This window comes from bacterium (genome assembly GCA_029210965.1).
GTDB lineage: Bacteria > BMS3Abin14 > BMS3Abin14 > BMS3Abin14 > BMS3Abin14 > JALHUC01.
Window position 1 is genome coordinate 160,109 of record JARGFZ010000001.1, and the last position, 25,289, is coordinate 185,397.

General features: G+C 53.1%; 26 protein-coding genes and 5 tRNA genes. 1 reads left to right on the forward strand and 30 read right to left on the reverse strand.

Annotated features, from left to right (window positions below):
- Nucleotides 1-104: 104 nt before the first annotated feature.
- The 28 genes from rpoB to P1S59_00865 all read right to left on the reverse strand — a co-directional run bounded on the left by rpoB (nucleotide 105) and on the right by P1S59_00865 (nucleotide 22,405).
- Nucleotides 105-4,286, reverse strand: a complete 4,182-nt coding sequence (gene rpoB / locus P1S59_00730; GenBank protein MDF1524789.1) for a DNA-directed RNA polymerase subunit beta — start codon at nucleotides 4,284-4,286, stop codon at nucleotides 105-107.
- A gap of 109 nt (nucleotides 4,287-4,395) precedes the next feature.
- The gene (rplL, locus tag P1S59_00735; protein MDF1524790.1) at nucleotides 4,396-4,776 is read right to left on the reverse strand and encodes a 50S ribosomal protein L7/L12; all 381 of its coding nucleotides are present in this window, start codon (nucleotides 4,774-4,776) and stop codon (nucleotides 4,396-4,398) included.
- 52 nt (nucleotides 4,777-4,828) lie between these two features.
- Complete coding sequence (gene rplJ / locus P1S59_00740; protein MDF1524791.1) at nucleotides 4,829-5,350, reverse strand: 50S ribosomal protein L10; 522 nt, start codon at nucleotides 5,348-5,350, stop codon at nucleotides 4,829-4,831.
- A gap of 393 nt (nucleotides 5,351-5,743) precedes the next feature.
- A complete protein-coding gene (gene rplA, locus P1S59_00745; protein ID MDF1524792.1) occupies nucleotides 5,744-6,448 on the reverse strand; it encodes a 50S ribosomal protein L1 in 705 nt (234 codons plus the stop codon).
- 54 nt (nucleotides 6,449-6,502) lie between these two features.
- A complete protein-coding gene (rplK, locus tag P1S59_00750; protein ID MDF1524793.1) occupies nucleotides 6,503-6,928 on the reverse strand; it encodes a 50S ribosomal protein L11 in 426 nt (141 codons plus the stop codon).
- 96 nt (nucleotides 6,929-7,024) lie between these two features.
- Nucleotides 7,025-7,564 (reverse strand): transcription termination/antitermination protein NusG, encoded by a 540-nt coding sequence (nusG, locus tag P1S59_00755; GenBank protein MDF1524794.1) that lies wholly within the window; start codon nucleotides 7,562-7,564, stop codon nucleotides 7,025-7,027.
- A 6-nt stretch (nucleotides 7,565-7,570) separates the two neighbouring features.
- Nucleotides 7,571-7,756, reverse strand: a complete 186-nt coding sequence (gene secE, locus P1S59_00760) for a preprotein translocase subunit SecE (GenBank protein MDF1524795.1) — start codon at nucleotides 7,754-7,756, stop codon at nucleotides 7,571-7,573.
- A gap of 59 nt (nucleotides 7,757-7,815) precedes the next feature.
- Nucleotides 7,816-7,892: transfer RNA gene (locus tag P1S59_00765), tRNA-Trp, on the reverse strand.
- Between the two features lie 24 nt (nucleotides 7,893-7,916).
- Nucleotides 7,917-8,066, reverse strand: coding sequence for a 50S ribosomal protein L33 (gene rpmG, locus P1S59_00770; GenBank protein MDF1524796.1), 150 nt, complete (start codon nucleotides 8,064-8,066; stop codon nucleotides 7,917-7,919).
- Between the two features lie 49 nt (nucleotides 8,067-8,115).
- Entirely contained in the window at nucleotides 8,116-9,315 is a 1,200-nt protein-coding gene (tuf, locus tag P1S59_00775; protein ID MDF1524797.1) for an elongation factor Tu, read from the reverse strand.
- Between the two features lie 87 nt (nucleotides 9,316-9,402).
- Nucleotides 9,403-9,477, reverse strand: a tRNA-Thr gene (locus P1S59_00780).
- 11 nt (nucleotides 9,478-9,488) lie between these two features.
- Nucleotides 9,489-9,565 (reverse strand) — tRNA-Gly (locus tag P1S59_00785).
- A 134-nt stretch (nucleotides 9,566-9,699) separates the two neighbouring features.
- Nucleotides 9,700-9,784: transfer RNA gene (locus tag P1S59_00790), tRNA-Tyr, on the reverse strand.
- A 40-nt stretch (nucleotides 9,785-9,824) separates the two neighbouring features.
- Nucleotides 9,825-9,900, reverse strand: a tRNA-Thr gene (locus P1S59_00795).
- A gap of 341 nt (nucleotides 9,901-10,241) precedes the next feature.
- On the reverse strand, nucleotides 10,242-10,985 hold the full coding sequence (locus P1S59_00800) for an RNA methyltransferase (GenBank protein ID MDF1524798.1): 744 nt from the start codon (nucleotides 10,983-10,985) through the stop codon (nucleotides 10,242-10,244).
- A gap of 114 nt (nucleotides 10,986-11,099) precedes the next feature.
- Nucleotides 11,100-11,312 carry a hypothetical protein gene (locus tag P1S59_00805; protein MDF1524799.1) on the reverse strand — a complete coding sequence of 71 codons (213 nt, stop codon included), beginning with the start codon at nucleotides 11,310-11,312 and terminating at the stop codon, nucleotides 11,100-11,102.
- A 79-nt stretch (nucleotides 11,313-11,391) separates the two neighbouring features.
- Nucleotides 11,392-12,942, reverse strand: coding sequence for a cysteine--tRNA ligase (gene cysS, locus P1S59_00810; protein MDF1524800.1), 1,551 nt, complete (start codon nucleotides 12,940-12,942; stop codon nucleotides 11,392-11,394).
- 106 nt (nucleotides 12,943-13,048) lie between these two features.
- Complete coding sequence (locus P1S59_00815; GenBank protein ID MDF1524801.1) at nucleotides 13,049-13,414, reverse strand: hypothetical protein; 366 nt, start codon at nucleotides 13,412-13,414, stop codon at nucleotides 13,049-13,051.
- Between the two features lie 259 nt (nucleotides 13,415-13,673).
- Nucleotides 13,674-14,156 carry a 2-C-methyl-D-erythritol 2,4-cyclodiphosphate synthase gene (ispF, locus tag P1S59_00820; GenBank protein ID MDF1524802.1) on the reverse strand — a complete coding sequence of 161 codons (483 nt, stop codon included), beginning with the start codon at nucleotides 14,154-14,156 and terminating at the stop codon, nucleotides 13,674-13,676.
- 183 nt (nucleotides 14,157-14,339) lie between these two features.
- Nucleotides 14,340-15,047 carry a 2-C-methyl-D-erythritol 4-phosphate cytidylyltransferase gene (gene ispD, locus P1S59_00825; protein MDF1524803.1) on the reverse strand — a complete coding sequence of 236 codons (708 nt, stop codon included), beginning with the start codon at nucleotides 15,045-15,047 and terminating at the stop codon, nucleotides 14,340-14,342.
- Nucleotides 15,048-15,183: 136 nt separating this feature from the next.
- Nucleotides 15,184-16,266 (reverse strand): HD domain-containing protein, encoded by a 1,083-nt coding sequence (locus P1S59_00830; protein ID MDF1524804.1) that lies wholly within the window; start codon nucleotides 16,264-16,266, stop codon nucleotides 15,184-15,186.
- Between the two features lie 176 nt (nucleotides 16,267-16,442).
- The gene (locus P1S59_00835; GenBank protein MDF1524805.1) at nucleotides 16,443-18,059 is read right to left on the reverse strand and encodes a GAF domain-containing protein; all 1,617 of its coding nucleotides are present in this window, start codon (nucleotides 18,057-18,059) and stop codon (nucleotides 16,443-16,445) included.
- A gap of 31 nt (nucleotides 18,060-18,090) precedes the next feature.
- Nucleotides 18,091-19,251 (reverse strand): M28 family peptidase, encoded by a 1,161-nt coding sequence (locus tag P1S59_00840; protein ID MDF1524806.1) that lies wholly within the window; start codon nucleotides 19,249-19,251, stop codon nucleotides 18,091-18,093.
- A 197-nt stretch (nucleotides 19,252-19,448) separates the two neighbouring features.
- Complete coding sequence (locus P1S59_00845) at nucleotides 19,449-20,036, reverse strand: tetratricopeptide repeat protein (protein ID MDF1524807.1); 588 nt, start codon at nucleotides 20,034-20,036, stop codon at nucleotides 19,449-19,451.
- A 2-nt stretch (nucleotides 20,037-20,038) separates the two neighbouring features.
- A complete protein-coding gene (locus P1S59_00850; GenBank protein MDF1524808.1) occupies nucleotides 20,039-20,593 on the reverse strand; it encodes a cysteine peptidase family C39 domain-containing protein in 555 nt (184 codons plus the stop codon).
- A complete protein-coding gene (locus tag P1S59_00855; protein ID MDF1524809.1) occupies nucleotides 20,590-20,982 on the reverse strand; it encodes a PA2779 family protein in 393 nt (130 codons plus the stop codon). Before P1S59_00855 ends, P1S59_00850 begins: the two co-directional genes overlap by 4 nt.
- A 65-nt stretch (nucleotides 20,983-21,047) precedes the next feature.
- Entirely contained in the window at nucleotides 21,048-21,857 is an 810-nt protein-coding gene (gene larE, locus P1S59_00860; protein MDF1524810.1) for an ATP-dependent sacrificial sulfur transferase LarE, read from the reverse strand.
- Nucleotides 21,858-21,943: 86 nt separating this feature from the next.
- Nucleotides 21,944-22,405, reverse strand: coding sequence for an Rrf2 family transcriptional regulator (locus P1S59_00865; protein MDF1524811.1), 462 nt, complete (start codon nucleotides 22,403-22,405; stop codon nucleotides 21,944-21,946).
- 271 nt (nucleotides 22,406-22,676) lie between these two features.
- Between P1S59_00865 and P1S59_00870 the strand changes: the two genes are divergently transcribed.
- On the forward strand, nucleotides 22,677-23,348 hold the full coding sequence (locus P1S59_00870; protein ID MDF1524812.1) for an endonuclease V: 672 nt from the start codon (nucleotides 22,677-22,679) through the stop codon (nucleotides 23,346-23,348).
- 333 nt (nucleotides 23,349-23,681) lie between these two features.
- Here P1S59_00870 and P1S59_00875 read toward each other — a convergent pair whose 3' ends face one another.
- Together P1S59_00875 and P1S59_00880 are read right to left on the reverse strand one after the other, a co-directional pair.
- Nucleotides 23,682-24,542, reverse strand: a complete 861-nt coding sequence (locus P1S59_00875) for a hypothetical protein (GenBank protein MDF1524813.1) — start codon at nucleotides 24,540-24,542, stop codon at nucleotides 23,682-23,684.
- Nucleotides 24,539-25,225 carry a DUF502 domain-containing protein gene (locus P1S59_00880; GenBank protein MDF1524814.1) on the reverse strand — a complete coding sequence of 229 codons (687 nt, stop codon included), beginning with the start codon at nucleotides 25,223-25,225 and terminating at the stop codon, nucleotides 24,539-24,541. Before P1S59_00880 ends, P1S59_00875 begins: the two co-directional genes overlap by 4 nt.
- Nucleotides 25,226-25,289: the final 64 nt, after the last annotated feature.

A 25,289-nucleotide genomic window follows, 5' to 3' on the forward strand; every position in this document is an offset into this window, starting at 1 on the left:
AGCCATTATTACCTCCAGTTATAAGCTGTCAGCTATCAGTCTATAAGCTGTCAACCCTAAGAATTCAGCATTTGGTACTTACGTATTGCCTGATCGGAAACCGATCAGGCTTTCTTCTCCTCCTCGAGGAGTTCCACATCCAGGCAAAAGCTTTGAAGCTCTTTGATCAAAACGTTGAAGGATTCAGGCAGACCCGCCTCCATGGAATTGTGACCCTTAACGATGGCTTCGTACATCTTTGTCCTGCCAGCAACATCATCCGATTTGACGGTGAGCATCTCCTGGAGAGTGTGGGCAGCCCCGTAGCCTTCCAGGGCCCAGACCTCCATCTCACCAAAACGCTGTCCGCCAAACTGGGCCTTACCGCCCAGGGGCTGCTGTGTCACCAGGGAATAGGGTCCGATGGAACGGGCGTGGATCTTGTCGTCGACCAGGTGGTGAAGCTTCATCATGTAGATATATCCGACTGTCACAGTACGGTGAAAAGGATCGCCGCTCTTGCCGTCGAAAAGTCTGGTCTGCCCCCTTAAGGGAAGGTCGGCAATGGCCAGTAGATCTCGAACTTCTTCCTCATTGGCCCCGTCGAAAACGGGAGAGGCAACGAGAAGGCCGTCATTGAGTTCCATGGCCAGGGTCCGTATATCATCGTCATCCATTTCGTCGAGAGCCAATTTGAGTCTCTTGCCGGCTTCAGTGTTTTTGTCCGCTCCGTAGACCTCCCTGAGGATGGTCCTGAGTTTCGCAATGGTGGCGCCGCTGTCCAGCATCTTTGCGACCTTTTCACCAACACCTTTGGCAGCCCATCCCAGCATTGTCTCGAGAATCTGCCCTACGTTCATGCGGCTGGGCACACCCAGGGGATTTAATACCATATCGACGGGGGTACCGTCCTCCATATAGGGCATGTCCTCCACGGGAACGATCTTGGACAAAACACCCTTGTTCCCGTGTCTACCGGCCATTTTGTCGCCAACGGAAAGCTGACGTTTGATAGCCAGATAAACCTTCACCATCTTGATGACGCCTGGAGGAAGTTCATCACCCTTCCGCAGTTTCTCGATCTTGCCGTCAAAGAGCCGCCGGATCATCTCTTCCTGGTTCTCTGATCGCCGGCGCAGGATCATCATGCGCTCTAAGGCCTTCGAATCGGAAAGAGGGATATCGAACCATTTGACCTTGGGAAAATCGTCCAGGATCCTGGTCGTTACCTTGCCCTCTTTTTTCCCGAGGAAACTGCCATCCGGGCCTTTCAGGTCCGCGGCAAGTTTCCTTCCCAGGATGGTAGAACGAATTTTCTCGTACATGCTGTTGCGTACGATCCTGATCTCGTCGTCCCTGTCCTTGATGTAACGGGCGACCTGATCATCTTCGATTGTCTGGGCACGTGTGTCCTTTTCCATGCCCCTCCTGGAGAAAACTTTCACGTCGATGACAACGCCTTCGACGCCCGGAGGAACCCGGAGAGAGGTATCGCGAACATCTCCGGCCTTTTCTCCGAAGATAGCCCGGAGAAGTTTCTCCTCGGGTGTAAGCTGGGTCTCCCCTTTCGGAGTAACTTTCCCAACCAGGATATCCCCGGGATTCACTTCGGCACCGATACGTACGATCCCCGATTCATCCAGGTCCTTGAGCGCCTCTTCTCCCACGTTGGGGATATCTCTTGTGATCTCTTCCTTGCCCAGTTTAGTGTCCCGGGCCATCACCTCAAACTCCTCGATGTGTATGGAAGTGAACACGTCCTCCTGGACGAGCCTCTCGCTCACGAGGATGGAGTCTTCAAAGTTGTATCCGTTCCATGGCATGAACGCCACGAGGATGTTTTTGCCGAGGGCCAGTTCCCCATTTTGGGTGGCGGGGCCGTCGGCGATGACCTCTCCGGCCTGAACGTGCTGACCGGGTTTTACAATGGGCACCTGGTTGATGCAGGTGTTCTGGTTTGAACGCATGAACTTGGTCAAGTGGAAGATGTCCACATTGGATGACCCCTCCACACCCTCTTTTTCTTCCTCGTCCTCATCGACCTGGATAACGATGCGTCCGGCATCAACGCTTTCCACCCAGCCGCTTCGCTTGGCGATATCTACAGCTCCGGAATCTCTTGCCGACACAGCCTCCATGCCGGTGCCCACCAGTGGAGAGGTCGTGGTGAGGAGCGGCACAGCCTGACGCTGCATATTGGATCCCATGAGAGCACGGTTGGCATCATCGTTCTCGAGGAAGGGGATCAGGGAGGCCGCTACGGACACCAGCTGTCTGGGGGAAACATCCATGAGATGAATCTCTTCCCTGGGGACCATGGTGGGTTCTCCACCCTTTCTTGCGGCTACGAAATCGTCCTCTAATCTGTTTTTAGCATCTAGTGGAGCATTCGCCTGAGCGATGGAATACTTGTCCTCCTCCAGCGCCGAAAGGTAGATGATATCGCTGGTGACATGGGCATTATCAACCTGGCGATACGGCGTCTCGATAAACCCGAACTCGTTGATCTGGGCGTAGGTGCTCAGGGAAGAGATAAGGCCGATATTTGGACCTTCCGGGGTCTCAATAGGGCAAATCCTGCCGTAGTGAGTTGGGTGCACGTCCCTGACTTCAAAGCCGGCCCTCTCCCTGGTAAGACCGCCCGGGCCGAGAGCCGAAAGGCGCCTCTTGTGTGTAACTTCGGAAAGAGGGTTGGTCTGGTCCATGAACTGGGAAAGCTGGCTGGAACCGAAAAACTCTTTCACCACAGCTGAGACCGGCTTGGCGTTGATGAGATCGTGGGGCATGACCGTTTCCATTTCCTGGATGCTCATGCGCTCCTTGATGGCTCGCTCCATACGGACCAGCCCTATCCTGAACTGATTCTCGAGAAGTTCGCCGACGCTTCTCACACGACGGTTCCCCAGATGGTCGATATCGTCTGCAAGGGCCTCCTGGGTGCCGCTTCTAAGCTTCACCAGGTATTTCATGATGGCCACAATGTCCTCTCTCATGAGAACGCGGGCCTCCAGAGGTGGTACCTCGCCACCGAAGATCTCCTTGAGCTCCTCGGCAAGCTTGATATTGATCTTCAAGCGTCCAACGCGGGAAAGATCATAACGATCATCCGAGAAGAACAGTCTGTCAAAGTGAGCTTTGGCCGTTTCCAGAGTCGGGGGATCTCCGGGGCGTAATTTCCTGTAGATCTCCAGGAGAGCGTCCTCTTCATTGAGAACCTTGTCCGTCGCCAGGGTGTCCCTGAGGGAACTCTCATAGCGGTTGTTGTCGATGAAGATGATTTCCAGTTCCTCTACACCGGCGGCCGTGATCTGCTCAAGCATCTCCTCCGTGATCTCCTCGTTGCAATCCCCGATGATCTCACCTGAGGCGGTGTTAACGACAGGGGTGGCCAGGTATCGCCCTATAAGATCAGAGTGGAGGTCGATCTCAAATTCTGTGATCCCCGCGGCTTCGATTTTTCTGGCGGAGGAGGCGAAGACTTTTCGGCCCTCCCGCACGAGGACATCTCCCGTTGCAGGATCGGCAATATCCAGGGAAACGTTCTGCATTTCGATGGTTTTTAGCTGGTAGGTCTTGAAGCCTTTGCCGCCGTCCAACCGGACCCGATCAATAAGGTAGAACAGCCGGATAATTTGCTCGGGGTTGTAACCGAGGGCCTTGAGCAGGATTGTCGCCGGAATCTTGCGTCGCCTGTCTATGCGCACATTAATGAGGCTCTTTGCGTCATATTCGAAATCCAGCCATGATCCACGATAAGGGATGACACGGGCCGAATACAGGGGGCGTCCTCCGATCATGGATTTGCTTTTGTCAAGTTCGTAGAAGACACCCGGACTCCGGTGAAGCTGACTGACGATGACCCGCTCGGTCCCGTTGATGATGAAAGTCCCGTTGGTCGTCATCAGAGGGATCTCTCCCAGATAAACGTCCTGTTCCTTGACTTCACGCACCTTTTTGGTCTTCGTCTCCTCGTCAACCTCAAGGTGAATCAGACGTATCGTGACGTTGAGCGGGGCAGCATAGGTCATGCCCCTGTCCTGACATTCCTGAACATCAAACTTGGATTCCAGGATGTCATACTTGACGTAATCGAGAAGAGTTGTCCTGGAGTAATCCTCAATAGGGAAAATACCCTTGAAGACAGCATGGAGACCAGTCTCTTCCCGCTGCCCGGGTTCAATTTTCATCTGCAGGAACTTCTCGTAGGACTCTTTCTGGACCTCGATCAGATTGGGCATACCGATGATGGAAGGTAATCGGGAAAAATCTCTGCGCAGCGGTATGTGGGATCTTGGGGCTTGTGCCATCGTCTCACCTCACGTGAATGCGGCAAAAAGTCTATTAGACTGGTAAAAGCAAGTATTGGAGGAGGCCTTCAGAAGGCTCTCCTCCCTTTACAACAAACTAAACGCCGGATTACTTGATCTCAATCTTGGCGCCAACCTCTTCAAGCTGTTTTTTGGCATCTTCGGCCTCGTCCCTGGAAATGCCTTCCTTGACATTGCCGGGCGCACTGTCAACCAGGTCCTTAGCCTCCTTGAGGCCAAGACCGGTAAGAGCGCGTACAACCTTGATAACCTTGATTTTCTCGGAACCGATATCGGAGAGAACCACATCAAACTCAGTCTTCTCCTCCTCCGCAACGCCGGCAGCAGCAGCTGGACCAGCGACCATGGCCACCGGAGCGGCTGCCGATACACCGAACTTCTCTTCAAGCTCTTTGACAAAATCAGCCATCTCGAGAACGGTCATGTTCTCAATAAACTGTACTACATCTTCCTTCTTGATATCTGCCATCGTATTTTCCTCCTGATACGAATTTTAATTCATTCAAAAATTCTGAAGGGGCCTAGGCGGCTTCCTTCTGGCGTTGTATGGAACCTAGAACTCTGACGAAACTGGAAGGTATTTCGGACAACGTCCGGACAAAGTTGGTTGCCGGGGCACTCATGGAGGCCAGAGCCATGGCGATCATGACATCCTTGCTCGGCATAGCCGCCAGCAGTTTGATCTCTGCTGCACTTATTGCCTCGCCGGACAAAACGCCTACCTTGACCTCAAGCTTGTCGTTGCTCTTGATGAAATCCATCAGAGCCTTGGCAGGCCCGACCGGATCTCCTGCTGTATAAAGGATCGCAACAGGACCCGTGAAATATTCCTTCACGGCTTCGAGAGGGGTCCCATCGGCCGCACGGATGGACAATGTGTTCTTGACCACCCTAAAGCGAGCCTCAACATCACGGAGCTTCGTTCTCAGATTGGATAGTTCTTCCACAGTAAGCCCGCGATAGTCTGCGAGCACAGCCATTTCGAACGCGGAGAACAGTTCGTGAAGCTCCTGGACCTGTTTATCTCTATCAGCTCGTCCCAATTCGTCTCCTCCTTTCTTTGTGTTTTCTGACGTGACGTTCAGTACGCCGGCCAGACATATGACAGGATGAGACTAGAAGTGGTCCGCAGTCTTCCAGGGTTGTCCCTTGAAAGGCATTAGACTCACACCGCATCTCGGCAGGGCGCTCACACAGAGCATTTAATCGGCCATAGCTCAGATTCTTCTTTTGAGCGACGGCTGACCCGGCTGTCACTGATCTTCCGGTGTGGCCAGTATTGAACAATGTCGTCAACGGGCAATGGGCAGAGCAAAACGCTCTACCCGATCCGACCGCTCACTCCTGAGAGGGAGCCACCCGAGCATCGATGCTGAACTTCGATAATCCTGGTAAGTTTCTACGAATGAATGGACTGTTATTTCAGGCCATCCAAACTATCTAAGGGCATTAACGGCCCAAACAGGATCGACTTTAACTCCCGGCCCCATAGTGGACGAGAGCGTAATGGACCTGAAATAGCGTCCCTTGCTGGCAGTCGGTTTAAGTTTGAGCAGTGAGTCCAGAAAAGCAGTCAGGTTCTCTGAAAGCTGCTCAGTAGTAAAGCTGGCCTTCCCGATGGCGGAATGGACAATGCCGTTCTTCTCGGTCTTGAACACCGCTTTTCCTGCCTTGATCTCTTCGATGGCCTTGGTCAGCTCAAAGGTCACGGTTCCCAGTTTGGGGTTCGGCATCATTCCACGGGGTCCGAGAATCTTGCCCAGCTTCCCAACGGTCCCCATCATGTCCGGTGTTGCCACGACCCTGTCGAACTCGAGCCATCCGCCCTGGATCTTTTCGGCCAGTTCGTCGCCACCGACGTGGTCGGCCCCGGCGTCCCTGGCTTCCTTATCCTTTTCGCCCTTGGCGAAGGCGATGACTCTCTCGACCTTACCGAGACCGTTAGGAAGAAGGGTGGCTCCTCGAACCATCTGGTCGCTCTTGCGGGGATCAACACCCAATCGGACAGCACACTCAACCGTCTCGTCGAACTTGGCGGTAGATGCTTCCTTGAGAATCCCAATGGCCGTCTCAAAATCGTAGGCCTTTAAGGGATCCACCTTCTCGGCTGCTGCCGAGTATCTCTTACCTGCTTTCATAATTAACACTCCACTAGAAACTAGAATCCGGACACTAGATATTTGACGTTTAAGGCACTAGCTTTCGACGACAATACCCATACTCCGGGCCGTACCTGTGACCATTTTCATGGCCTCCTCGATGCTGTAAGCATTAAGGTCCGGCATCTTGGTACGGGCGATCTCCTCGACCTGGGCTTTTGTGACCTTTCCCACCTTGAGTTTATTAGGCTCTCCAGAGCCTTTTTCGATCCCCGCCGCCATTCTAAGCAGGACGGCCGCGGGAGGCGTCTTGGTTATAAAACTGAAGGAACGATCGGCGTAAACCGTTATAACCACAGGGATGATCATTCCGCTCTGATCCTGAGTCTGGGCATTGAACGCCTTGCAGAACTCCATTATGTTGACACCATGCTGACCCAGAGCAGGCCCAACAGGAGGTGACGGGTTGGCCTGCCCGGCCGGAATTTGAAGCTTTATAAGACCTATAACCTTCTTTGCCATCTGCGTTTCCTTCCTTCGTGCAAAACTATTACATGATCACCCGTTGATCCCACACGGGCGGGATTCTAGGGTAGGGACAAACACCCGGTCTGTCCGCTAATTCTTCTCCACCTGCAGGAACTCAAGCTCCACCGAAGTGGCTCGACCGAAAATGGTGACCAGTACCTTGAGTTTGCCCTTCTCCTCATTGACCTCTTTAACGATACCGTTGAAGTTCGTGAAAGGTCCATCTACGACTCTCACACTTTCGGCAACGGAGAAGACCACCTTGGGTGTGGGCCGTTCGGCTCCCTCCACCACCTGCTGTTGGATCTTATTAACCTCATTGGGCGACAGCGGTGCCGGGTTGGCCCCACCGACGAATCCCGTGACCTTGGGGAGGCCGCTGACCAGATGCCAGTTCTCATCGTTGAGAACCATCTGCACCATGATGTAGCCCGGGAAAAATTTTCTGGAGGAGATCTTTTTCTTGCCTTTTTTTAGTTCTACGACCTCCTCGGAAGGGATCATGACATCACCAATCTCTTCCTCCCGCCCTTTTTCCCGGAACTTCTGGAAGATAGAATCCCGCACCCGGGCTTCAAAGCCTGTATGGGTGTGAACGACAAACCAGTTCATAATGTTTTGCTCAGTCATGGCCAGCTATCCGAAGAGCGATGTGACCATTCTACTCAGGAGGATATCAATTATCCCGAGATAGAATGAAATAATGAAAACGACAACCAGCACAACACCCGTAGAAGACATGGTGTCCTGTCGTGAGGGCCACGAAACTTTTTTCAGCTCAACTCGGACATCGGTGAAAAAAATGCGTGTTCTTTTCAGCATGGGCAGGTATCCCCAATCAATAACAGCATTATAAGCCCTTCCCTCGCCAGAAGGGTCAATGGCAGGCCAGGAGGGATTCGAACCCCCATCACCCGGTTTTGGAGACCGGTGCTCTAACCGTTAGAGCTACTGGCCTTCCCCTTTAAGCGACAGAGCAAATCTACTTCGTTTCCTTGTGGGGCCTGTGGCCACCACAGAAACGGCAGAATTTTTTTATCTCCAACCTCTCGGTGGTATTCTTCTTGTTTTTGGTCGTTGAATAGTTGCGCTGTTTGCACTCGGTGCATTCAAGCGTAATAATCACACGCATCTCGCACTTTCCCCGCTCCGGGTCTCAAACGGTCAGATCGGACCCGATTCTACTCGATGATCTCGCTGACAACCCCGGCGCCCACGGTGCGGCCGCCCTCGCGGATGGCGAAGCGAAGTTCCTTCTCCATGGCGATGGGGGTGATCAGCTCAACCTCGATGGATACATTGTCACCGGGCATCACCATTTTCACGTCCGAAGGTAGGGTCGCTATACCCGTCACGTCCGTCGTACGGAAATAAAACTGGGGGCGATATCCGTCGAAAAACGGCGTGTGACGACCGCCTTCCTCCTTCGCCAGAATGTACACCTCGCCCTTGAACTTCGTGTGAGGCTTTATGCTGCCAGGAATACACACCACCTGACCACGCTCGATCTCGTCACGCTTGATGCCACGAAGCAAAAGACCTACGTTGTCGCCTGCCTGACCCTGGTCAAGAAGCTTGCGGAACATCTCTACACCCGTCACAACGGTCTTCTGCGTATCACGAATACCAACGATCTCCACGTCACTGCCAACCTTGATGATCCCACGGTCAACACGACCCGTCGCCACCGTTCCGCGACCCGAGATCGAAAATACGTCCTCAACCGGCATCAAAAACGGCTTGTCGATCACTCGCTCCGGCTCAGGGATGTAGCTGTCTACAGCATCCATAAGCGCATATATCGAACCGCAATCAGCACATGCAGCATCACCACAGCCGTGCTCCAACGCCTTGAGCGCGCTTCCCATAATGATCGGAATGTCGTCACCAGGGAACTCGTACATCGACAACAGCTCGCGAACCTCAAGCTCAACCAACTCCAGAAGCTCAGGATCGTCAACCATGTCTGTCTTGTTCATGTACACAACGATGTACGGAACACCTACCTGACGGGCAAGCAGGATGTGCTCACGTGTCTGGGGCATCGGACCGTCTGCTGCACTCACCACAAGGATCGCGCCGTCCATCTGCGCCGCTCCTGTGATCATGTTCTTCACATAGTCAGCGTGACCAGGACAGTCAACATGGGCGTAGTGACGGTTTGCCGTCTCGTACTCCACGTGGGCCGTCGCGATCGTAATGCCTCGCTCACGCTCCTCGGGCGCCTTGTCGATCTCGTCAAACGGAACGAATGTCGCTCCACCAGCGTTTGCCAGACACTTCGTAATTGCTGCTGTAAGCGTCGTTTTGCCGTGATCAACGTGACCGATCGTGCCCACGTTTACGTGCGGCTTCGTCCTCTCAAACTTCGCCTTGGACATTGTCTCCTCCTTAGAGCTGAATCGGGCGCCTTCGCGCTCCCGAATCCGTTTATCCTGACCCGGGAGGCCCCTGCATTTCGTCTATTATGGAGCCCACGGCCGGGATTGAACCGGCGGCCTCTTCCTTACCAAGGAAGTGCTCCACCACTGAGCTACGTGGGCTCGTTGTCAATTGGAGCGGGAAACGGGATTCGAACCCGCGACCCTCAGCTTGGAAGGCTGACGCTCTAGCCATCTGAGCTATTCCCGCCCGATCCATCACGTCCCGGCTCCCGGATTCAAAACGGATTTAACCCGCCCTTGAACGGTCCTGGAAGGGACACTTTATCAAGAATCTGGTCACTTCTGTATATTAAAGACGGGCATATGACCCGTAAAATCGCATGGTGGGGAGTGATGGATTTGAACCACCGTAGGCATCGCCAGCGGGTTTACAGCCCGCCCCCTTTAGCCACTCGGGCAACTCCCCGGATACATTTTTTCAGTCCTATCCCTGTCTTGACCCACAGTGGAGCTGGCGAAGGGACTTGAACCCGCAACCTGCGCATTACAAATGCGCTGCTCTACCAATTGAGCTACGCCAGCAATCTATTTTATTAACCTCGTAAAAGGTTACTTCGACTCATTTTACGAGGCGGTCACGCCGTCAGCTTGACTACCCCAGGATGCTTGCATCGCGCACATCCTGCTTGATGGACTTTTAAAAGTCCATCAAAATTCGAGGCAGTTTCAACCAGGTTCTGCGCATAAAGGATAACACGCTTATTTAGAGGCTCAGCGATTGTTTGTCAAGAGGGAAATTGACCGGAACATCCGCCCGGTACCAGAATCCAGTAGCCAGTAAAAAAACTAAAAAAACTACCATCCAAAACGTTTTCCAGACCTCCTGGCTCCCGGATACCAGATACTGGGTCCTCATAACGTGATCAGTATCTTTTCCAATGCCTGATCACGTGGTAAATCGCTATCCCCGCTGCCACCGACAGGTTCAGAGATCCCGTTGGACCCTCTCCTTCGATAGTGACGATCTTCGAGCAGGCCGCCCGGACCCTTGGCGGGAGGGCCCTGTCCTCGCTTCCCAGAACCAGGGCGATTTTTCCAAAAACATCACTGATCGCCGAGAGCGCTTCACCTCGCAGCTCCACTCCCACAACCTCGTATCCAGCCTCGGATAACAGATCGCAGCCAACGGGCGCGGATTTCACAACTGCTACAGGCAGGCTTTCCAGTGCTCCCGCTGAAGAACGAGAGGCCGTTGTGCTTAAGGGAGCCGTGCCCCTGGATGGCAGCACAAGTGCTCTTACACCCAGAAAGGAACAGGTCCTTGCCACGGCACCAAGGTTCCTCGGATCCTCCACTCCTGCGAGGAGAACGAGCAAATCCCTTCCGTCCGTCGGTTCGTATTTCAAAAGTTCTTCAAGGGGGAATATGGGTAGAGCACCGCACTCCAGGACGACACCCTGGTGCTTTGTGGTCCCCGCCAGTTGTCCGACCTTCTCTGTAGTTGCTGTCTGGACCTTAATACCGGCATCTTCCGCTCGCCGGACCAGTTCCTCAGAATCTTTCTGTCTGGAGACGAAGAGGCGGTAGAGGGGGCGGCGGCGGTGCCGCAAAGCCTCCAGTACGGGCTGGATGCCGGAGAGATACTGGACTTCATTGAATTCATTCATATTTAATGTCCAGTATCTGGTAAAGAGTATGGGGGTTCGGGGGTAATGGGTAAGAAGTTCGCAGTTTCCCCTTACTCCCGTACTCCCATACACCCATACCCATCAAGATACTCCTCAGATATCTTTTACTGGAATGAGAACCGGACCCTGAGGTGTATCCTGTACAGTATACCCCAGTTCAGCTATCGCGTCTCTCAACTCGTCCGCCTTGGACCAATCCTTGTTGTTTCTCGCCTCGACTCGCTCCAGGGCCATGGCCTGGGAGGTTGAGTTGGATAATGCGGTGAGCGATAGCAGACCATCTGCTGCGTTCTCGGTCGTCGGCAATCCTCGATCACGCCAACGGCGTGACGGCCTTGCATCTGACCCACTCTCCCTCACCTCAAAGTCAAAATCGCACGAATAGCTATTTTTTTATGAGCACTGCTATCGCACCTTGCGGAGTGTCCTGTACTGTGAATCCCAATTCAGCAATTTTGTCTCTTAATTCATCAGATAGTGCATAATTTTTTTCTTCACGCGCCTTTTCCCGTTCTGCAATAAGTTCATTAACTTCTCTTGGGATGACATAACCTTCAGTCTTCATGCTCGCTGTCCCTGAAAAAGAAGTTTCTACTGAAAGAACTGTCCCTTTAGCGTGTGGCACACCTAATTGAACCGTGACATCTTGAATACCAAGAAACTTATGCCCCCAATCAATACCATCCTCAAACAATCCCAGTATTGAACCTACTTTTCTAAAAAAGGCATCAATTGTTTCGAACGCTTCTTTAGATACGCCCACTTGCGATTCTTCATCAGCTTTGTTCAGCATTGCGTTAACCAGAGGAATCGCTTTAAACAGATGACCAATTGCCCCCGCTGTGTTGAAATCGTCATTCATCGACTTGACAAATGAGGGTTCAATATCATTCGCAAAGGAATCCAGAACTTCCTTTTCATCGTCATTTGTTTCGCGGTTTTCTTGACCGATGCGCGCCATTCGCACAAACAGGTTGGCAAACTTATTTAATCCTATTCGAGCTTTATCAAGAGCATCATCCGAGAAGTCCAAGGGACTTCGATAATGGGTTGAAAGAAGAAAAAACCGTACAACATCAGGATCAAACTTTTCCAGCACCTCCCGGATGGTGAAAAAGTTACCCAGGGACTTGGACATCTTCTCGCTGTCGATATTTACGAAGCCGTTGTGCATCCAATAGCGGACGAACTCTCTACCTCCCGCCGCCTCGGACTGGGCGATCTCGTTTTCATGGTGGGGAAAGATGAGGTCTTTGCCCCCGCCGTGGATGTCCAGAGGTTGGCCGAGGATCTCCGCAGACATAGCCGAACATTCAATGTGCCATCCCGGCCGCCCTTTGCCCCAGGGGCTGTCCCATTCGGGTTCACCCGGCTTGGAACTCTTCCACAGCGCGAAATCCAGGGGGTTGACCTTCCTCTCGTCCACGTCGATGCGAGCCCCGGCCTGCAGATCATCCAGATTCCGTTTTGAAAGTTTTCCATACCCATGGAACTTTTCAACTTCGAAGTAGACATCACCTTCCACCTCATAAGCAAACCCTTTGTCCACAAGAACCTTCACGATGGCTATTATCTGGGCCATATAATCAGTGGCCCTGGGCTCCACGTCGGCCCTCTGCACCCCCAGAGCACCCATGTCGGTATCGTGAGCTTTGATGAAGGTCTCGGCCAGTTCCTTCCAGTGAACGCCCTGTTCGTTGCTGCGGTTGATGATCTTGTCGTCAATGTCGGTGTAGTTGCGCACGTAAGTGACATCGTAGCCTGCAAACCGCAAGTAACGTGCAATGACGTCGAAGGCCACAGACGCCCGCGCATGCCCTATATGGCAGTAGTCGTAGACGGTGACGCCGCAAGCGTACATGCCCACCTTGGGTGGGCTGATTGGTTTGAACTCTTCCTTTTTACCGGAAAGGGTATTGTAAACGCGCAGGGTCATTGTTCTACCTCAGGAGTCAGGAGCCAGAATCCAGGAGCCAGCAGAAAAAATAATAACACGAAAATCCAGGTGCCAAATATCAGAAAAGGCAGTCAGAATTTACCATTCACGGCTGCGATTTATCGACTTCTACGATCTGTACCTTTGGAGAGATGATCAGGTTCAATGCCGATAACTGTACCAACAACGGGTTCAGAAGGCTTACTTCATAACGATATTCAGTGCCACCCTCAGTTAGAATGACAAAATTAATGGGATCGATGGAAAGATCGGGAGGTTCGAGGAATTCTCCTGTTTTTTCACCCTTTACGGTTAAATCGAGCAGAATCAGTTCTTTCCCCTGGTCATAGGCCTTTTGCTGAAATCTTGAATGATTCCACTGCCCCAATGCGACGAAAAGAAATATAACAAAAAGAAGTATGAAAAAATTTTTCACTAACAAATTCATAATAATCTGGCTCTTTCTTTCCATATTTTTGTTAGTGCCTCTGGATACCTGGCTGTGGAATACAAGATTTTGTCCTTCCACCGACACTCCGACACATCACAGTGAAACTTCCTCGACTTAGTCGCATTCGATGGTCCCGCTCCCTTAAGGCCGTTCAGAGTGCGTCAGATGCAAGGCCAGAGGGGTGAGGTAACCGGAGGTCCCGCCTGTGGCGGGATCGAGACCGCCGAACCCCGATAATCCCGCCATCGGCGGGACAGGTGGCGTGCTATGGACGGCCGCATTAAACCCTCTTTATCATAGCAACTGCATGCGCCGCCATCCCCTCCCCGCGTCCAACAAACCCCATCCCCTCACCAGTAGTAGCCTTAATGTTGACCGACCCTTCCGGCATCCCTGCGGCCTCGATGTTCACGATCATCTGACCGATGTGGGGGGCGATCTTCGGCTGTTCGGCTATCACGGTAATGTCCGCGTTCACTGGTTCATAGCCGTCTGATCCCAAAATGATAAGGACCTCCTTGAGCAGTTCGAGACTGTCGGCGTCTTTGTAGGCTTCATCCGTATTGGGAAAGTGCTGGCCGATGTCCCCTAACGCCGCTGCCCCAAGCAGGGCATCCATGAGGGCATGAAGCAAAACGTCCGCGTCGGAGTATCCAAGAAGACCTCTCTCCGCAGGGATGTCCACTCCGCCGAGGATGAGTTTTCGGCCCTCGACCAGGCGGTGCGAGTCATAGCCTATTCCCACACGTAGTTGGTCAATCATAGTTCTCTCCCATCAGTTCCCACGGTGTGGGAATAGACTGGTATCGGCGTATCGGGGTAACGGGGTATCGGGGCAAAAGCAAAACCACTCATCTCACCTGCCGAAAAACCGACTATTTCCATAACTACCGCACTCCCTTACCGTTTTCTCTACACTCTACACACTGCACTCTACACTCCATAGTCAAGGCGTCGAGCCTTGAATCTGGATGATCCCCCTGACAAGTTCAAGATCATCCAAGGTGGTAATTTTAATATTTCTCTCCTCACCGGGGACTATGCGCACTTCGTGTCCCATCTGCTCGATAAGGGAGGCATCGTCGGTGACCTCCCACCTCTCCTTGCGGGCCCTGCGGTGGGCAGAAACGATAAGATCCCGATGAAAAGCCTGGGGGGTCTGGGCGCGGTAGAGCCTCGTCCGGTCCACCGTTCCTGAAACGGTTTCACCACCGTCAATGGACTCCTTGAGCGTATCCGTGATGGGGATGGCCGCAATAGCGGCGCCCCACTTTGCTGCGGCTTCCAGAACCTCGTGGATCAGTTTTGCGCTGACCAGGGGCCGCGCCCCGTCGTGGATAAGGACAAGGTCTCTCTCCGGAGGCGCGGCGGCCACAAGAATGTCAGCTGTCTGTTGTCGTTTTTCACCCCCGGCGATGACTTTAACCTTGTCAGCAAGACCCAGCTTTTCCACTATCTCGCCGCCAGCTAACGCCACCTCGTTGGGCCGCACAGCCACTGTCAGCCGATCGATAAAAGGACTTGCCAACAGAGACTCGATGGTCATCGCGATGAGAGGTTTGCCTGCGACGTCCACGTATGCCTTGCTGTAACCCAGGCCCATACGGATGGCCGACCCCCCCGCGGGAACGATGGTGTAAACACGACCTAGCATGAGTCCATGCTCCAGGACCACCGGCAGTCCAAAGACCAAAGTCCAAAGACCAAAGTAAGGCTGTTTAGTGCCAAACAGGCACAAGTAACTCTTTGGACCTTGGGCTTGGAACCTTGGGCTATCGCGATTGCCGCGCTCAAAACAGCTCCTCCTGCCCATCTGACTTCCCCGTGTCTCCGCGTCCCCGAGTCCCCGTGTCCTGGTCTTCTTCGCCCTGCGCCCTGCGCCCTGCGCCCTGTTCTTGCTCTTCCCCACCGTTCTCCGTGTCTCCGGGTCTCCGGGTCTCCGTGTCCGGACGATCGTTTCTGTAAAGAAACGATCGTCTCAGTCCTCTCACAAAAGCCTCTTCTGTACCCGGTTCCTCTCCAGCCGACTTCACCATGTCCAGCTTAGCGTCCAGGTCGTCGGCAAAGTGGACTACCAGGGCCTCGGCGGTAACCGGTGTTTTTGGGGAGCCGAACTCCAGTTGGCCGTGGTGGGAAAGGAGTATGTGAAGAACATCCAAAGCAAGGCGCTCCGGGAAATCCGGGATTCGGCTGATCCACTTTTCCACCACGGAGTGCCCCTTAACGATGTGCCCCTGGAACTTTCCCTCGAGGGTGTAGCGAAAATCTCCCGCAACCTCGTACTCCAGGACCTTTCCTATGTCGTGAAGGAGCGCTCCTGCCGTGAGGAGACCCCGGTGGAGCCAGGGTGCCACGGCAACAGCCGCGTGGGCCAGCCTGCAGACGTTTAAACTGTGCTCGGCCAGCCCTCCGATACGTGCGTGATGCATGGAAATGGCGGCTGGACAGGTAAAGAACGCGTCCGAGATTTTCCTGTCCTGAAGCATGGCCTCCATTAGTGTCTTGAGCGCCGGTTCTTCTATTCCTTCAACAAAGTGATTGAAGTCCTCCCGCAGCTGTTTCTCGGAGGCGCTGGTGGAAGGATAAATACTCCTCGGATCAACCGGTTGGGCCACTTTGGAGATCTCTTCAACGATAAGCTGGATCTTCTCCTGATAGCGCTGGGCCGATCCTTTCACCTGGACCGGGTCCCCTTCCAGAAACCCGGGAAGGGAGCTCATCTCCATATCCCAGACGCGGCCGTCCCAGGTTCCCTCGGAGGTCCCGAGTATCACTGTGAGGTAGGGTTTGCCCGCTTTGGTCCGCCTCTCGTCGATCCCCTTGAGGAGGAAGATGCGGTCGAAAGTTTCGTTGGGTTCAAAAGTGATAGTCATGGGTTTTTCAATCCATATTCAGAATTCAAAATTAAAAACGTCTTCCTCTGCGCCCTTCGCGAACTCTGCGTTCAATTTGCTTTTGATCTTGTTCTGGATTCTGGATTCTGCCTTTTCCATATATCGGGAATTCCTGTTAGCCACTCTTTTCAGAGTGATGCCAACAGGAATTTCTGTCAAGCGTCCCTGCCATGAAGGGATCCACTGATGGATAGAACCATGGCAACATGCCGGGCAAAGAACTCCAGCATGGTCACTGTCTCGGGGGGTATTGGACGATGAGTGTGCTTCCTGTCCGCACCGATAACACCGATCACCTGTCCCAGATGGTTGATAAGCGGCACAACAACGAAGATCGTGGAACGGATAGCCGCAATCTTGCTGTAGGGGGAAGCCAATCGAAGTTCCTTGGGAACCGATCCCCTGCCGTCGAAAAAAATAGTTCTGCCCTCCCTGAAAGCCATGGATATGGCTCCTCCCCTCTCATCTATGGGAACCTGGATATCCTCCTGTGGATAATCCTCAATACCCACAGAGGTAAAACACTGGAGCATTCCCCGCTCTTCATCCGGGAGGAACAGGTTCAGCCGATCAAGTTCGAACATATCCTTGGCCATGATCTCGTGAGCGCCCTGTATGACCCCGGAGATATCCCCACTTGCGAGGAATGTTTTACTTAGTTCATGCTGGAGTTCGTGAAGCCGCATCAGGTGCCGGTTACTCTCAGACAGACCCAGGTTGCTCCTGCCAAGATCCCGGCGCAACCGAAGGAGTTCCAGTTCCATCTCAACCGAATCCATGAGTGCCGAGAGGATCTCCACCTGCTCCTCCAGAAGAACAGCCTCCTTTACCGGAAAGGCCAGTACCAGGGTAACCGAGGATTGATTCTCGTGACACCGGACGAAATGTCTGGACTCTACATCGCCTTGTTGTGGTAGCCGCTTGGAGGTCCTGGCCCCGTCACTTTCACAGCCGGGATCAATTCCCTGCTCCAGGACCCAATTGGTAACATGTTTCGGTGGTTCTCCGAAGGTTTTGGTTATTAGCTCCGACCGGTCAGGGGAGCGCCTGTGCAGAAGGAAAAGCCATGCCGGTTCGCAAACAGAGTGGACGCTGTCGAAAACCTTTTCATACACAGGATCGTATTCATCAATTCCGCGGACCTCTATGAGGAAACGGTGGAGGAGGTTGATCTCCGCCAGACGCATCTCCTTCTCGGCATTGGCTTTTTCCAGGGCAGCCGTATACCTTCTGACCTCATCATGGGTGGAGGACAGTTCACGCGACAGTCTCTCGGAACGCTGTTTTTCGGTAACGGAGCGAAGCCCGATGACCCTGAGTGTGATGGCAAGGAACCAGAGAAGAAGGATACGGACCACAAAGTCGAACCAGTGCGCTTCCCTGAAAGTCTGCCCAACAGCAGCGATGTCTACCAGGGTCGCAACGCCGGCGATCATGAAAGTTTGTGTCCAGGAGTGATAAGGCGCCCTCAAGGCCACCATAAAAAACAGGAGGAGATGCATCTCGCTCTGGGCACCTCCGGAAAGAGCAATGAGTAAGCCCACAAAAAGCATATCCCCGATCACGAAGACCGGGCTCTCCCTGGGAAGGCTCTGCCAATTCTGCTCCCAAACGAAAATGGTAGTAGCGTAGAGCAGGAAGCCAATAATCAGAAAGTGGAGATTGGTGGGATCGGGAGAAGGCTTCCCTAACTCGATCCACAGGAAAGCACCGGCCCCGAAAAGTATCCTGAGCATGAACCTTTGAAGATGGGGGGTAAAAAAACCACTCAAAATTGATAACCTCGTAAAAAGATTATTCAACCTACTCTATTCGGCCGAAAAGCCGGCGCAGAGACTCGGTAACCAGGGCCATGGTTGGATAATCTATATTGAACGCGTTGTCCATGGCCGAATGTCTAATGTAGTTCGGATAATCAGAATACCACACTGTTCGAACGCCTCTGGAGGCAAAGGGGGTGTGGTTGCTTTTTCCGCTTTTGGAACGAACCTTTTCCACTTTGTGGCCCATCTCGTCCAGGACTCCGGCAGCCAGGCGAGTCAGCTCTTCGTCCATCACCGCACCTCTATCCCTTGCGATGAGGCAGAGGTTGGGCCATCCCACCGCGTCCAGGTTAACCATAGCCGCCACCTCCCGCAGCTGATTAGTCCGGTAGAGCTGGTCTGCATAAGTCTCGGCCCCGATACACCCTTCCTCTTCACAATCGGCAAAGAGATAGCGAACCGGAAGTCCTGCATCTGCATCATAACCGTTTTGAATGTACGCCAGCATGGACGCAACACCCGAAGCATCGTCGCTGGCACCCGGCGTATGGGGCCTGCTGTCGTAATGGGAGGCGAGAAGTATGTAATGACTGTCAGATACTTCCCGACCTGCCTCAATGTTGCGGCAGCGAATGTTCCGGTTCCGTGAACGGATGGAAAGGCGGGTCCTTCCCCCCCCAGCCTCCAGAACCCTCTGGGCATCAGACTTGCGGATCGATACCCCCGGAATGGGAGACAGGGAGTAATCACAGGCACCAGAATATAGTTCATCAATGTAGTCGTTATACCATATGAGTGAAGACGCCCCGCGCATGGCAGCTTCGGAGATCTTTACCGTTTCGTGGTTCTTCCAGAGCTGGGCAAGGTGAGTGCGCCCATCGGTACCGTCCAGGGAGGCGTAATCCTCATCCCTGGCATGACCCACAGGCAGAATGTCGGCCACGAGACTTTTTACGGATGGAGATCCGATTCCGGGCAGGCACTGGACCTTCTCATATCCCTTACCGAAATCGATCTGCAGCAACCACTTCACAGGTACAGTTATATTGACCGTAAAAGGCTGGACATGGACATGGAGGCCCCAGGTTCTGAGAAGGCCCTTTATCATTCCAAATGCCTTCCTGTGCCCCCTCGATCCGATGAATCGATCAAGCCCCACCGATGTCAGGCTTTCAATGTAGGTTCTGAGTTCTTTTTCCATTAGGGGATCCCGTATTGAGGATTCAGGATAAAGTATTTAGCTACTGAAGCATAAGTGAATAGTGAAAAGTGAAGAGTGAAGGGTAAGGCAGTATTCCATTCACGGTTTGCTATTAGCTGATCACTGCCTCTCCTGTTCACGGTTCACAGTTTATTGTTCACCGATGGATTCCTAAACATAGTACAATTCCTCAACAATCAATATGTATTATCTTCCAATCCATCCTTGAGCCTTTCTATCTCACTTATCAGCTCCCCCAACTGCTCTTTCATCCGTGTGTCATATTCTGGCGTGAGGGAAAAAGCGGCACGCGCATCCACGGCAGCCTCGTCGTAACGGTGAAGTTTCATAAGGGTTCTGGTCCTTGTCTCAAGGTAAGGGTACAAAGGGGCAGGATCCATAGCGATGGCCCTGTCCACAAGAGCCAGCGCTCTGTCTGGATTATCCTTCTCGAATTCGATCCAGGCCAGGTTATTGAGGATCATGGGATCTTCCCCTCCTGTTTCCAGGGCCTTCTCGAAATAAATCGATGATTTCTTCAGGTCACCTTTCAACCAGAAAAGCTCACCCAGCATGGCACAGGCCTCGGGCCGTCCTTCCTCCTGGGTAATCGCATCCTCCAGGAGGGGAATGGCCTGATCCTGTTGTCCTCCCTGAATGTAGATAGAGGCAAGCTGGATCCTGTCCTCATAGGGCATAACAAGGGATTCACGGACAGATACCCCTGCGCACGAGACAACCGTTATCGCCAGAAAGGCACACATGAAAAACCTGAAGGAGGTCAAGATCATCCTTCCCTGTGGACAGTGAGCATCCAGAACCCCGACTCGGACCAGAACTTATCGAACCGGTCCAGCTTCATCCATGATAGTTTTCCGTCCCCCCAAAGAAGAAAAAATCCGTATGGGTCGGAAGAGTATCCTGTGACAAGGATAAAATGGCCGGCAGATCCACTGAGACCGTGATATTTGAACAGAACGATAGCCGGGCCGTGATCCCGGAGTTCCTTTACCAGTATTTCTTCAGATCCCTCCAGCTGCCGGGTTTCAAGACCTCTTCGCCTTGCCTCAAGAAAAAGATCCATAGTCAGGGTCCCCCCGGCTCCGGGGCTGTATAGCTTCTGAACGAGCTGGTCAAGATCGGCCTTTATCCCGATATTTTCAAGGAGAGCAGCAAGAGCAAAAGGCCCGCACTGTTCAGGTTCCTGCAGATACGGGCCTACGCGATGTATCCGTACGGCCTCGGGGAGGCGGTGCGGCTCAGTCAACCGGATGGTACACGAGAAAATAAGCGGTACCCAGGCGAATACTGCAGCGAACCATACCCACCTGCCCGATCTCACTTGATGGTGATCTCCTTATCCATGAGTTTAAGAATAACAATCACAAGAAGAATGACAACCAGGAGCGTTACGACTCCGTTACCGCCTGCCTGGATCTGGTCGAGATCTTCCATGACAGCCTGCCTCTCTTCAGGTGTAAGCCCATCCAGTCGCGTCCGGATCTCGTCGGAAGACAGGCCAAGGGATGCGAGCTTTTCGGTGAGAATGCCTGTTTCCAGCACTTCTCTCACGGTGGCCAGAGTATCGACATCCATACCAGCCAGGGTTTCTTCCGAGGGGGAGATAAAGGCTGCCTGTGCAGCGGCGGGCAAAATAAAGAGTCCGGAGAGCGTGAAGGCCAGATACCAACAGATCAAACGAACAGCGGGATAACGAAGCATCTTTCTCATGGTCAGTTCTCCTTTTTGTTACAAGCACGACTTTCAGAGGATCCTGCCGAGGCCGAAACCCCGGATCATCCGTCCATACTACCCGATCGCAGCCCCTCCAGGTCAAGGGTCACATAACGATAACCCAGAGTCTTCAAGGCCGCAACAAGTCTTTGGCGCCTTACAGTTTCCGTCAGATGACCAACCATCATTTCCGGGACCTCGATCCTGGCGATGTCGCCGTGTACCCGGAGCCTGAGATCCGCGAGACCTTCTCCTCGCAGGATAGATTCCCCTTCTTTTACCATTTCAATGTCCCTGTCCGTGATGGGTTGATCGTAGGGGAAGCGGGTTGCGAGACAGGGGGCGGAAGGCTTATCCCATGTTTCAAGGCCATCCGACCTGCTCAAGTCCCGAATCAGCTTCTTGGTAAGTCCCGCTTCTTTCAAAGGGCTCCTTACACCCAACTCTTCGAGAGCCTGTATACCCGGCCTGTAGCCCTCACCATCGTCCGCGTTGGTACCATCGAGGAGCCAGGGAATTCCGTTATTATCTGCCAGTTCCCGCAGGTGGGAAAAAATATACTTTTTACAATGGTAGCATCTTGAGGGAGCGTTGCCCGAGACTTCCTGGATGTGGCGAGGGTCCAGATCGAGACGGTGTGTCGTTTTAACACCCATCCCGCGAGCCAGAGCTATCGCCTCTGAAGCCTCCCCTTCTCTCAGGAGGGGATGCTGAACAAAAACGGCAGAAACAGCTTCAGGACCCAGGCTCCGCAGACAAAAATTGAGCAGATAGGTGCTGTCCACCCCCCCAGAATAGGCAACGAGCACCCTGCCCATCTCGAGGATAATGGACCGCAGCCTACTGACGGGGACAGCAATTTCAGTCATCATTTTATTGAGTTGATATTCGGCATGGATACTATCGCCGCCACGTGCGGCTGATTACATAATTTCTGACATGAATCAGGATCGAAATATCAGATGTGATAGGTGTAGGGATGGTCATACTCTCTCTGAACACCAGTTTTCCGGGCTTTTTCACAGAGATCGCTAATGGCAATAGAATCGAAAAATTTGCCTATCTGCACGCTTATGTCCAGCCACATTTCACTGGCAACACAATTATCCTTTCGGGGACAGCTTTTACGTGGTGCATTGCCAACGCAAAACACCAGTTCGAAGGGTCCCTCGGTAGCACGGACAATATCGCCGAGGGTAATATCACCGGGTTCTTTGATAAGATAGTAGCCGCCGTTGGGACCCCGCTTGCTTCCAAGTATCTGAGCTTTTTTCAACTTCTGGAAGATCTGCTCGAGATATCTGGGGCTGATCTGTTGACGCCTGGAAATATCCTTGATCTGGGTAGGAAGACCTACGGAGTGGTAAGCGATGTCGAAAAGAGCTCTGACACCGTAACGGCTCTTGGTGGAAAGTCTCATTATTGCCCCCTTTTAGGGTGTTTAAATGTTGCCAAAGATTATTTTTTTACAGCTATTTTGTCAAGTTTAAAATCGGCTTCGTCCCTTTATCTGCCTGCCCTTTACCCCGTAGATGGGGGGATCGGAGAGGCACCTTCAACCGCCGATTCTGAGTTCGGAACCTCCCGGAGCACCTTACCCGGAGTACTTTATATTTTGGATCCGGAGTTCCGGGCGAAAAGAGGGGGAACCTGTGCTAGTATATATCTCACGCAGAAAGGAGCCTTAACAAATGAGACTGAGAAGCATTAACTCCTGGAACCTTTCCCCCGTTGAGGCAGTCGCCATCCAGAGGGAACTTGTAGGCCAGGTCCAGGGCGGCACCCTCCCCCATGTCAGAACTGTACTGGGTGTCGACGTTTCTTACAGCCGCGCAGAGCAGACATTTACGGCCTGCGCTATCCTGTTGGAGCTTCCGAAACTTGTGCCTCTGGACTCCTGCTGTGGCTTTGGGAACGTCTCTTTTCCTTATATACCCGGACTACTTTCCTTCAGGGAGATCCCGCCTCTTATCCCCATGCTGAAAAAGGCACCGAGGCCCGACCTTATTATCGTGGACGGCCACGGCACTGCCCACCCCAGAGGCTTCGGCCTGGCCTGCCACCTGGGACTTATAACGGGTGTCCCAACCATCGGGTGCGCCAAGAGCCTCCTTGTGGGTACTTGCGAAAAACCAGGTCCGGAGCGTGGAGACATGACACCCATGACCTACGATGGGGGTATCGTAGGGTACGCCTTGAGAAGCAGGAAAGGCAGCAAACCTCTGTACATCTCCCCGGGCCACATGCTGGATCCCGAAGAGGCGGTCAAGGGGGTACAGATGTGTTTGAAGGGCTACCGCCTGCCGGAGCCGATAAGGCTGGCACACAAACTGACCCAGCAGACGAGAGAGTTGGGGGCTTAAAAGAAATACAGGAGCCAGTACTCAGGAGCCGGGAGCCGGGAGCAGATCAAAGGTAAAAAAACAATTTACCGCTGAGGATGCCCAGGAGGTTGTAAGGATGGGGGGAAGGACATTTCCTGAGGACATTTCCTGTTAAGAAAATGTTTTTTCAACACCAAGACACAGTGGATACAGAGAAGGGTTGAAATCAGGGGAAATTTGTTCATCCTTCCATACAGGGTCAAACCGTTAAACGGTATCCGGCCCAAATTGTCATCGCGAGCTGATACCCATGCGAAGCGATCCCGGTTTCCTTCTGCGTTCTGCATTCTGCATTCTACATTCCGATTGGTTCTACAGCTTGAATTCCACCTTCAGCCCCAGGGCCGCTTCCCCATTATGCTCCAGCACCGGAACAAGAGTGAAGTTCGACCCCCTTCCCTTCCTTGAGCGGGCCACCACCGTCCTGCCGATGGCTGCTCCGAGAACAGAGCCCAGGAATACGTCGGAAGGCCAGGCATCCTGGTAGTAGAGTCGGCTGTAGGCAGTGCCGGCGGCGATCCCGTAGTAGAGCAGAGCCTCCAGGAACGGTTTTTCGTAAGAGAAAACACTGGCAACGGAAAAAATAAGTGAGGAGTTCATATCAGGCATGGAGCGGTACTTGCTGAACGGTTCAAAATCGAACGAGTCGCCGCTGTCTTCGGGTCCCTTGTGCCCGATCACGTATCCGGAACCAGCCGTGAACAGGGCTGTCATTGCGACAGCCTCAAGGCTTTCCAGAGAATTGGATTTCAGGTTTCTGCTGTCAAGGAAATAACCCAGGAGATAAAGCCCGGTAGTAATCTCGGGTATGTTCCGCCCGAGGGTCCTGAATCTATCGAACACATCGTCTGAACTCTCACTGCGGGTATCCGCGATGTTCTGCAAAAACTCCTCGTCATTGTTCACCAGGATCAGGGTGCCTAACAGGGTCAACCCCGTAATCGCTGTTCCCCTGGGAGTCAACCGTACCGGGGAAGAGAGGATGTGCCTGAGGTCCCCATCGATCTTATCCATGATCATCTCGAAAGCAGGATCGAGGTGCTGAACCTCGTCCGACGGCTCCAGGATCCTGAGCTGCCGATCCGGCTCCTCTTCTGACTGGGCGTGAACCTGCGGGACCATTATCCCGAAACATACCCAGACTAGAAAGATAAAGCGCGCCATCCGGCTCATGAGGCGCCTTCCTTGGGATCTTCCTCTTCCAACCTGATGATGCTTTTTTCCAGGGCTTCCTTCAATGCCGGGATCTTTTCTTCTTCACCCGGCATTATCACGCCCGCGGAGATGATGACCCTGAACGCCTCATCCACTGTCCAGTCCAGGGTGATCGCTTCTTCCTCCGGCACTACGAGGAGAAATCCGGAGGTCGGGTTGGGCGTGGTGGGTATAAAGACCGTGTAGGAGCGGGCCGGTATATGTTTTTCAAACTGCCCGATGGCTTCCCCGGTGATGAAGCCAATGCTGTAGATACCCTTTCGCGGATACTCCACGAGGATGGCCCTGCGAAAGCTGTCCTGCCCGCTTATGAAAATAGCTTCCAGGATCTGTTTGGAGGAAAAATAGAACCAGCGGAGCAACGGGATCTTCTCCAGTATCTTCTCACCCGTGTTGAGGAATTTACGTCCCGCAACGTTGGCAACCAAGGCGCCGATTACAAATATGATGGAGACTGTAAGGATCAGGCCTAGCCCCGGGATATTGAAACCCAGGAGATTCTCCGGTCGATACACCGGCGGAATGAGCCGGAGTGCCCTGTCGGTCCACCTCATGAGGGTGAGTAATACCCACCCTGTAAGGAACAGGGGGCTCAGTACCAGAATCCCGGTGAGCAGGTATTTCTTAATGGTGATTCTCATGATGAGCGACGAGGCTCCTTGCAAAGGGTGATCCGTAGATCCAAAAGATCCTTCCCGTTGTCGG

Bases quoted from the DNA above. Each gene is read 5' to 3' on its own strand.
- rpoB (MDF1524789.1), bottom strand. From the start codon at position 4,286: ATGGCACAAGCCCCAAGATCCCACATACCGCTGCGCAGAGATTTTTCC.
- rplL (MDF1524790.1), bottom strand. From the start codon at position 4,776: ATGGCAGATATCAAGAAGGAAGATGTAGTACAGTTTATTGAGAACATG.
- rplK (MDF1524793.1), bottom strand. From the start codon at position 6,928: ATGGCAAAGAAGGTTATAGGTCTTATAAAGCTTCAAATTCCGGCCGGG.
- nusG (MDF1524794.1), bottom strand. From the start codon at position 7,564: ATGACTGAGCAAAACATTATGAACTGGTTTGTCGTTCACACCCATACA.
- secE (MDF1524795.1), bottom strand. From the start codon at position 7,756: ATGCTGAAAAGAACACGCATTTTTTTCACCGATGTCCGAGTTGAGCTG.
- rpmG (MDF1524796.1), bottom strand. From the start codon at position 8,066: ATGCGTGTGATTATTACGCTTGAATGCACCGAGTGCAAACAGCGCAAC.
- tuf (MDF1524797.1), bottom strand. From the start codon at position 9,315: ATGTCCAAGGCGAAGTTTGAGAGGACGAAGCCGCACGTAAACGTGGGC.
- P1S59_00800 (MDF1524798.1), bottom strand. From the start codon at position 10,985: ATGAATGAATTCAATGAAGTCCAGTATCTCTCCGGCATCCAGCCCGTA.
- cysS (MDF1524800.1), bottom strand. From the start codon at position 12,942: ATGACCCTGCGCGTTTACAATACCCTTTCCGGTAAAAAGGAAGAGTTC.
- P1S59_00815 (MDF1524801.1), bottom strand. From the start codon at position 13,414: ATGGAAAGAAAGAGCCAGATTATTATGAATTTGTTAGTGAAAAATTTT.
- ispF (MDF1524802.1), bottom strand. From the start codon at position 14,156: ATGATTGACCAACTACGTGTGGGAATAGGCTATGACTCGCACCGCCTG.
- ispD (MDF1524803.1), bottom strand. From the start codon at position 15,047: ATGCTAGGTCGTGTTTACACCATCGTTCCCGCGGGGGGGTCGGCCATC.
- P1S59_00830 (MDF1524804.1), bottom strand. From the start codon at position 16,266: ATGACTATCACTTTTGAACCCAACGAAACTTTCGACCGCATCTTCCTC.
- P1S59_00840 (MDF1524806.1), bottom strand. From the start codon at position 19,251: ATGGAAAAAGAACTCAGAACCTACATTGAAAGCCTGACATCGGTGGGG.
- P1S59_00855 (MDF1524809.1), bottom strand. From the start codon at position 20,982: ATGAGAAAGATGCTTCGTTATCCCGCTGTTCGTTTGATCTGTTGGTAT.
- larE (MDF1524810.1), bottom strand. From the start codon at position 21,857: ATGATGACTGAAATTGCTGTCCCCGTCAGTAGGCTGCGGTCCATTATC.
- P1S59_00865 (MDF1524811.1), bottom strand. From the start codon at position 22,405: ATGAGACTTTCCACCAAGAGCCGTTACGGTGTCAGAGCTCTTTTCGAC.
- P1S59_00870 (MDF1524812.1), top strand. From the start codon at position 22,677: ATGAGACTGAGAAGCATTAACTCCTGGAACCTTTCCCCCGTTGAGGCA.
- P1S59_00875 (MDF1524813.1), bottom strand. From the start codon at position 24,542: ATGAGCCGGATGGCGCGCTTTATCTTTCTAGTCTGGGTATGTTTCGGG.
- P1S59_00880 (MDF1524814.1), bottom strand. From the start codon at position 25,225: ATGAGAATCACCATTAAGAAATACCTGCTCACCGGGATTCTGGTACTG.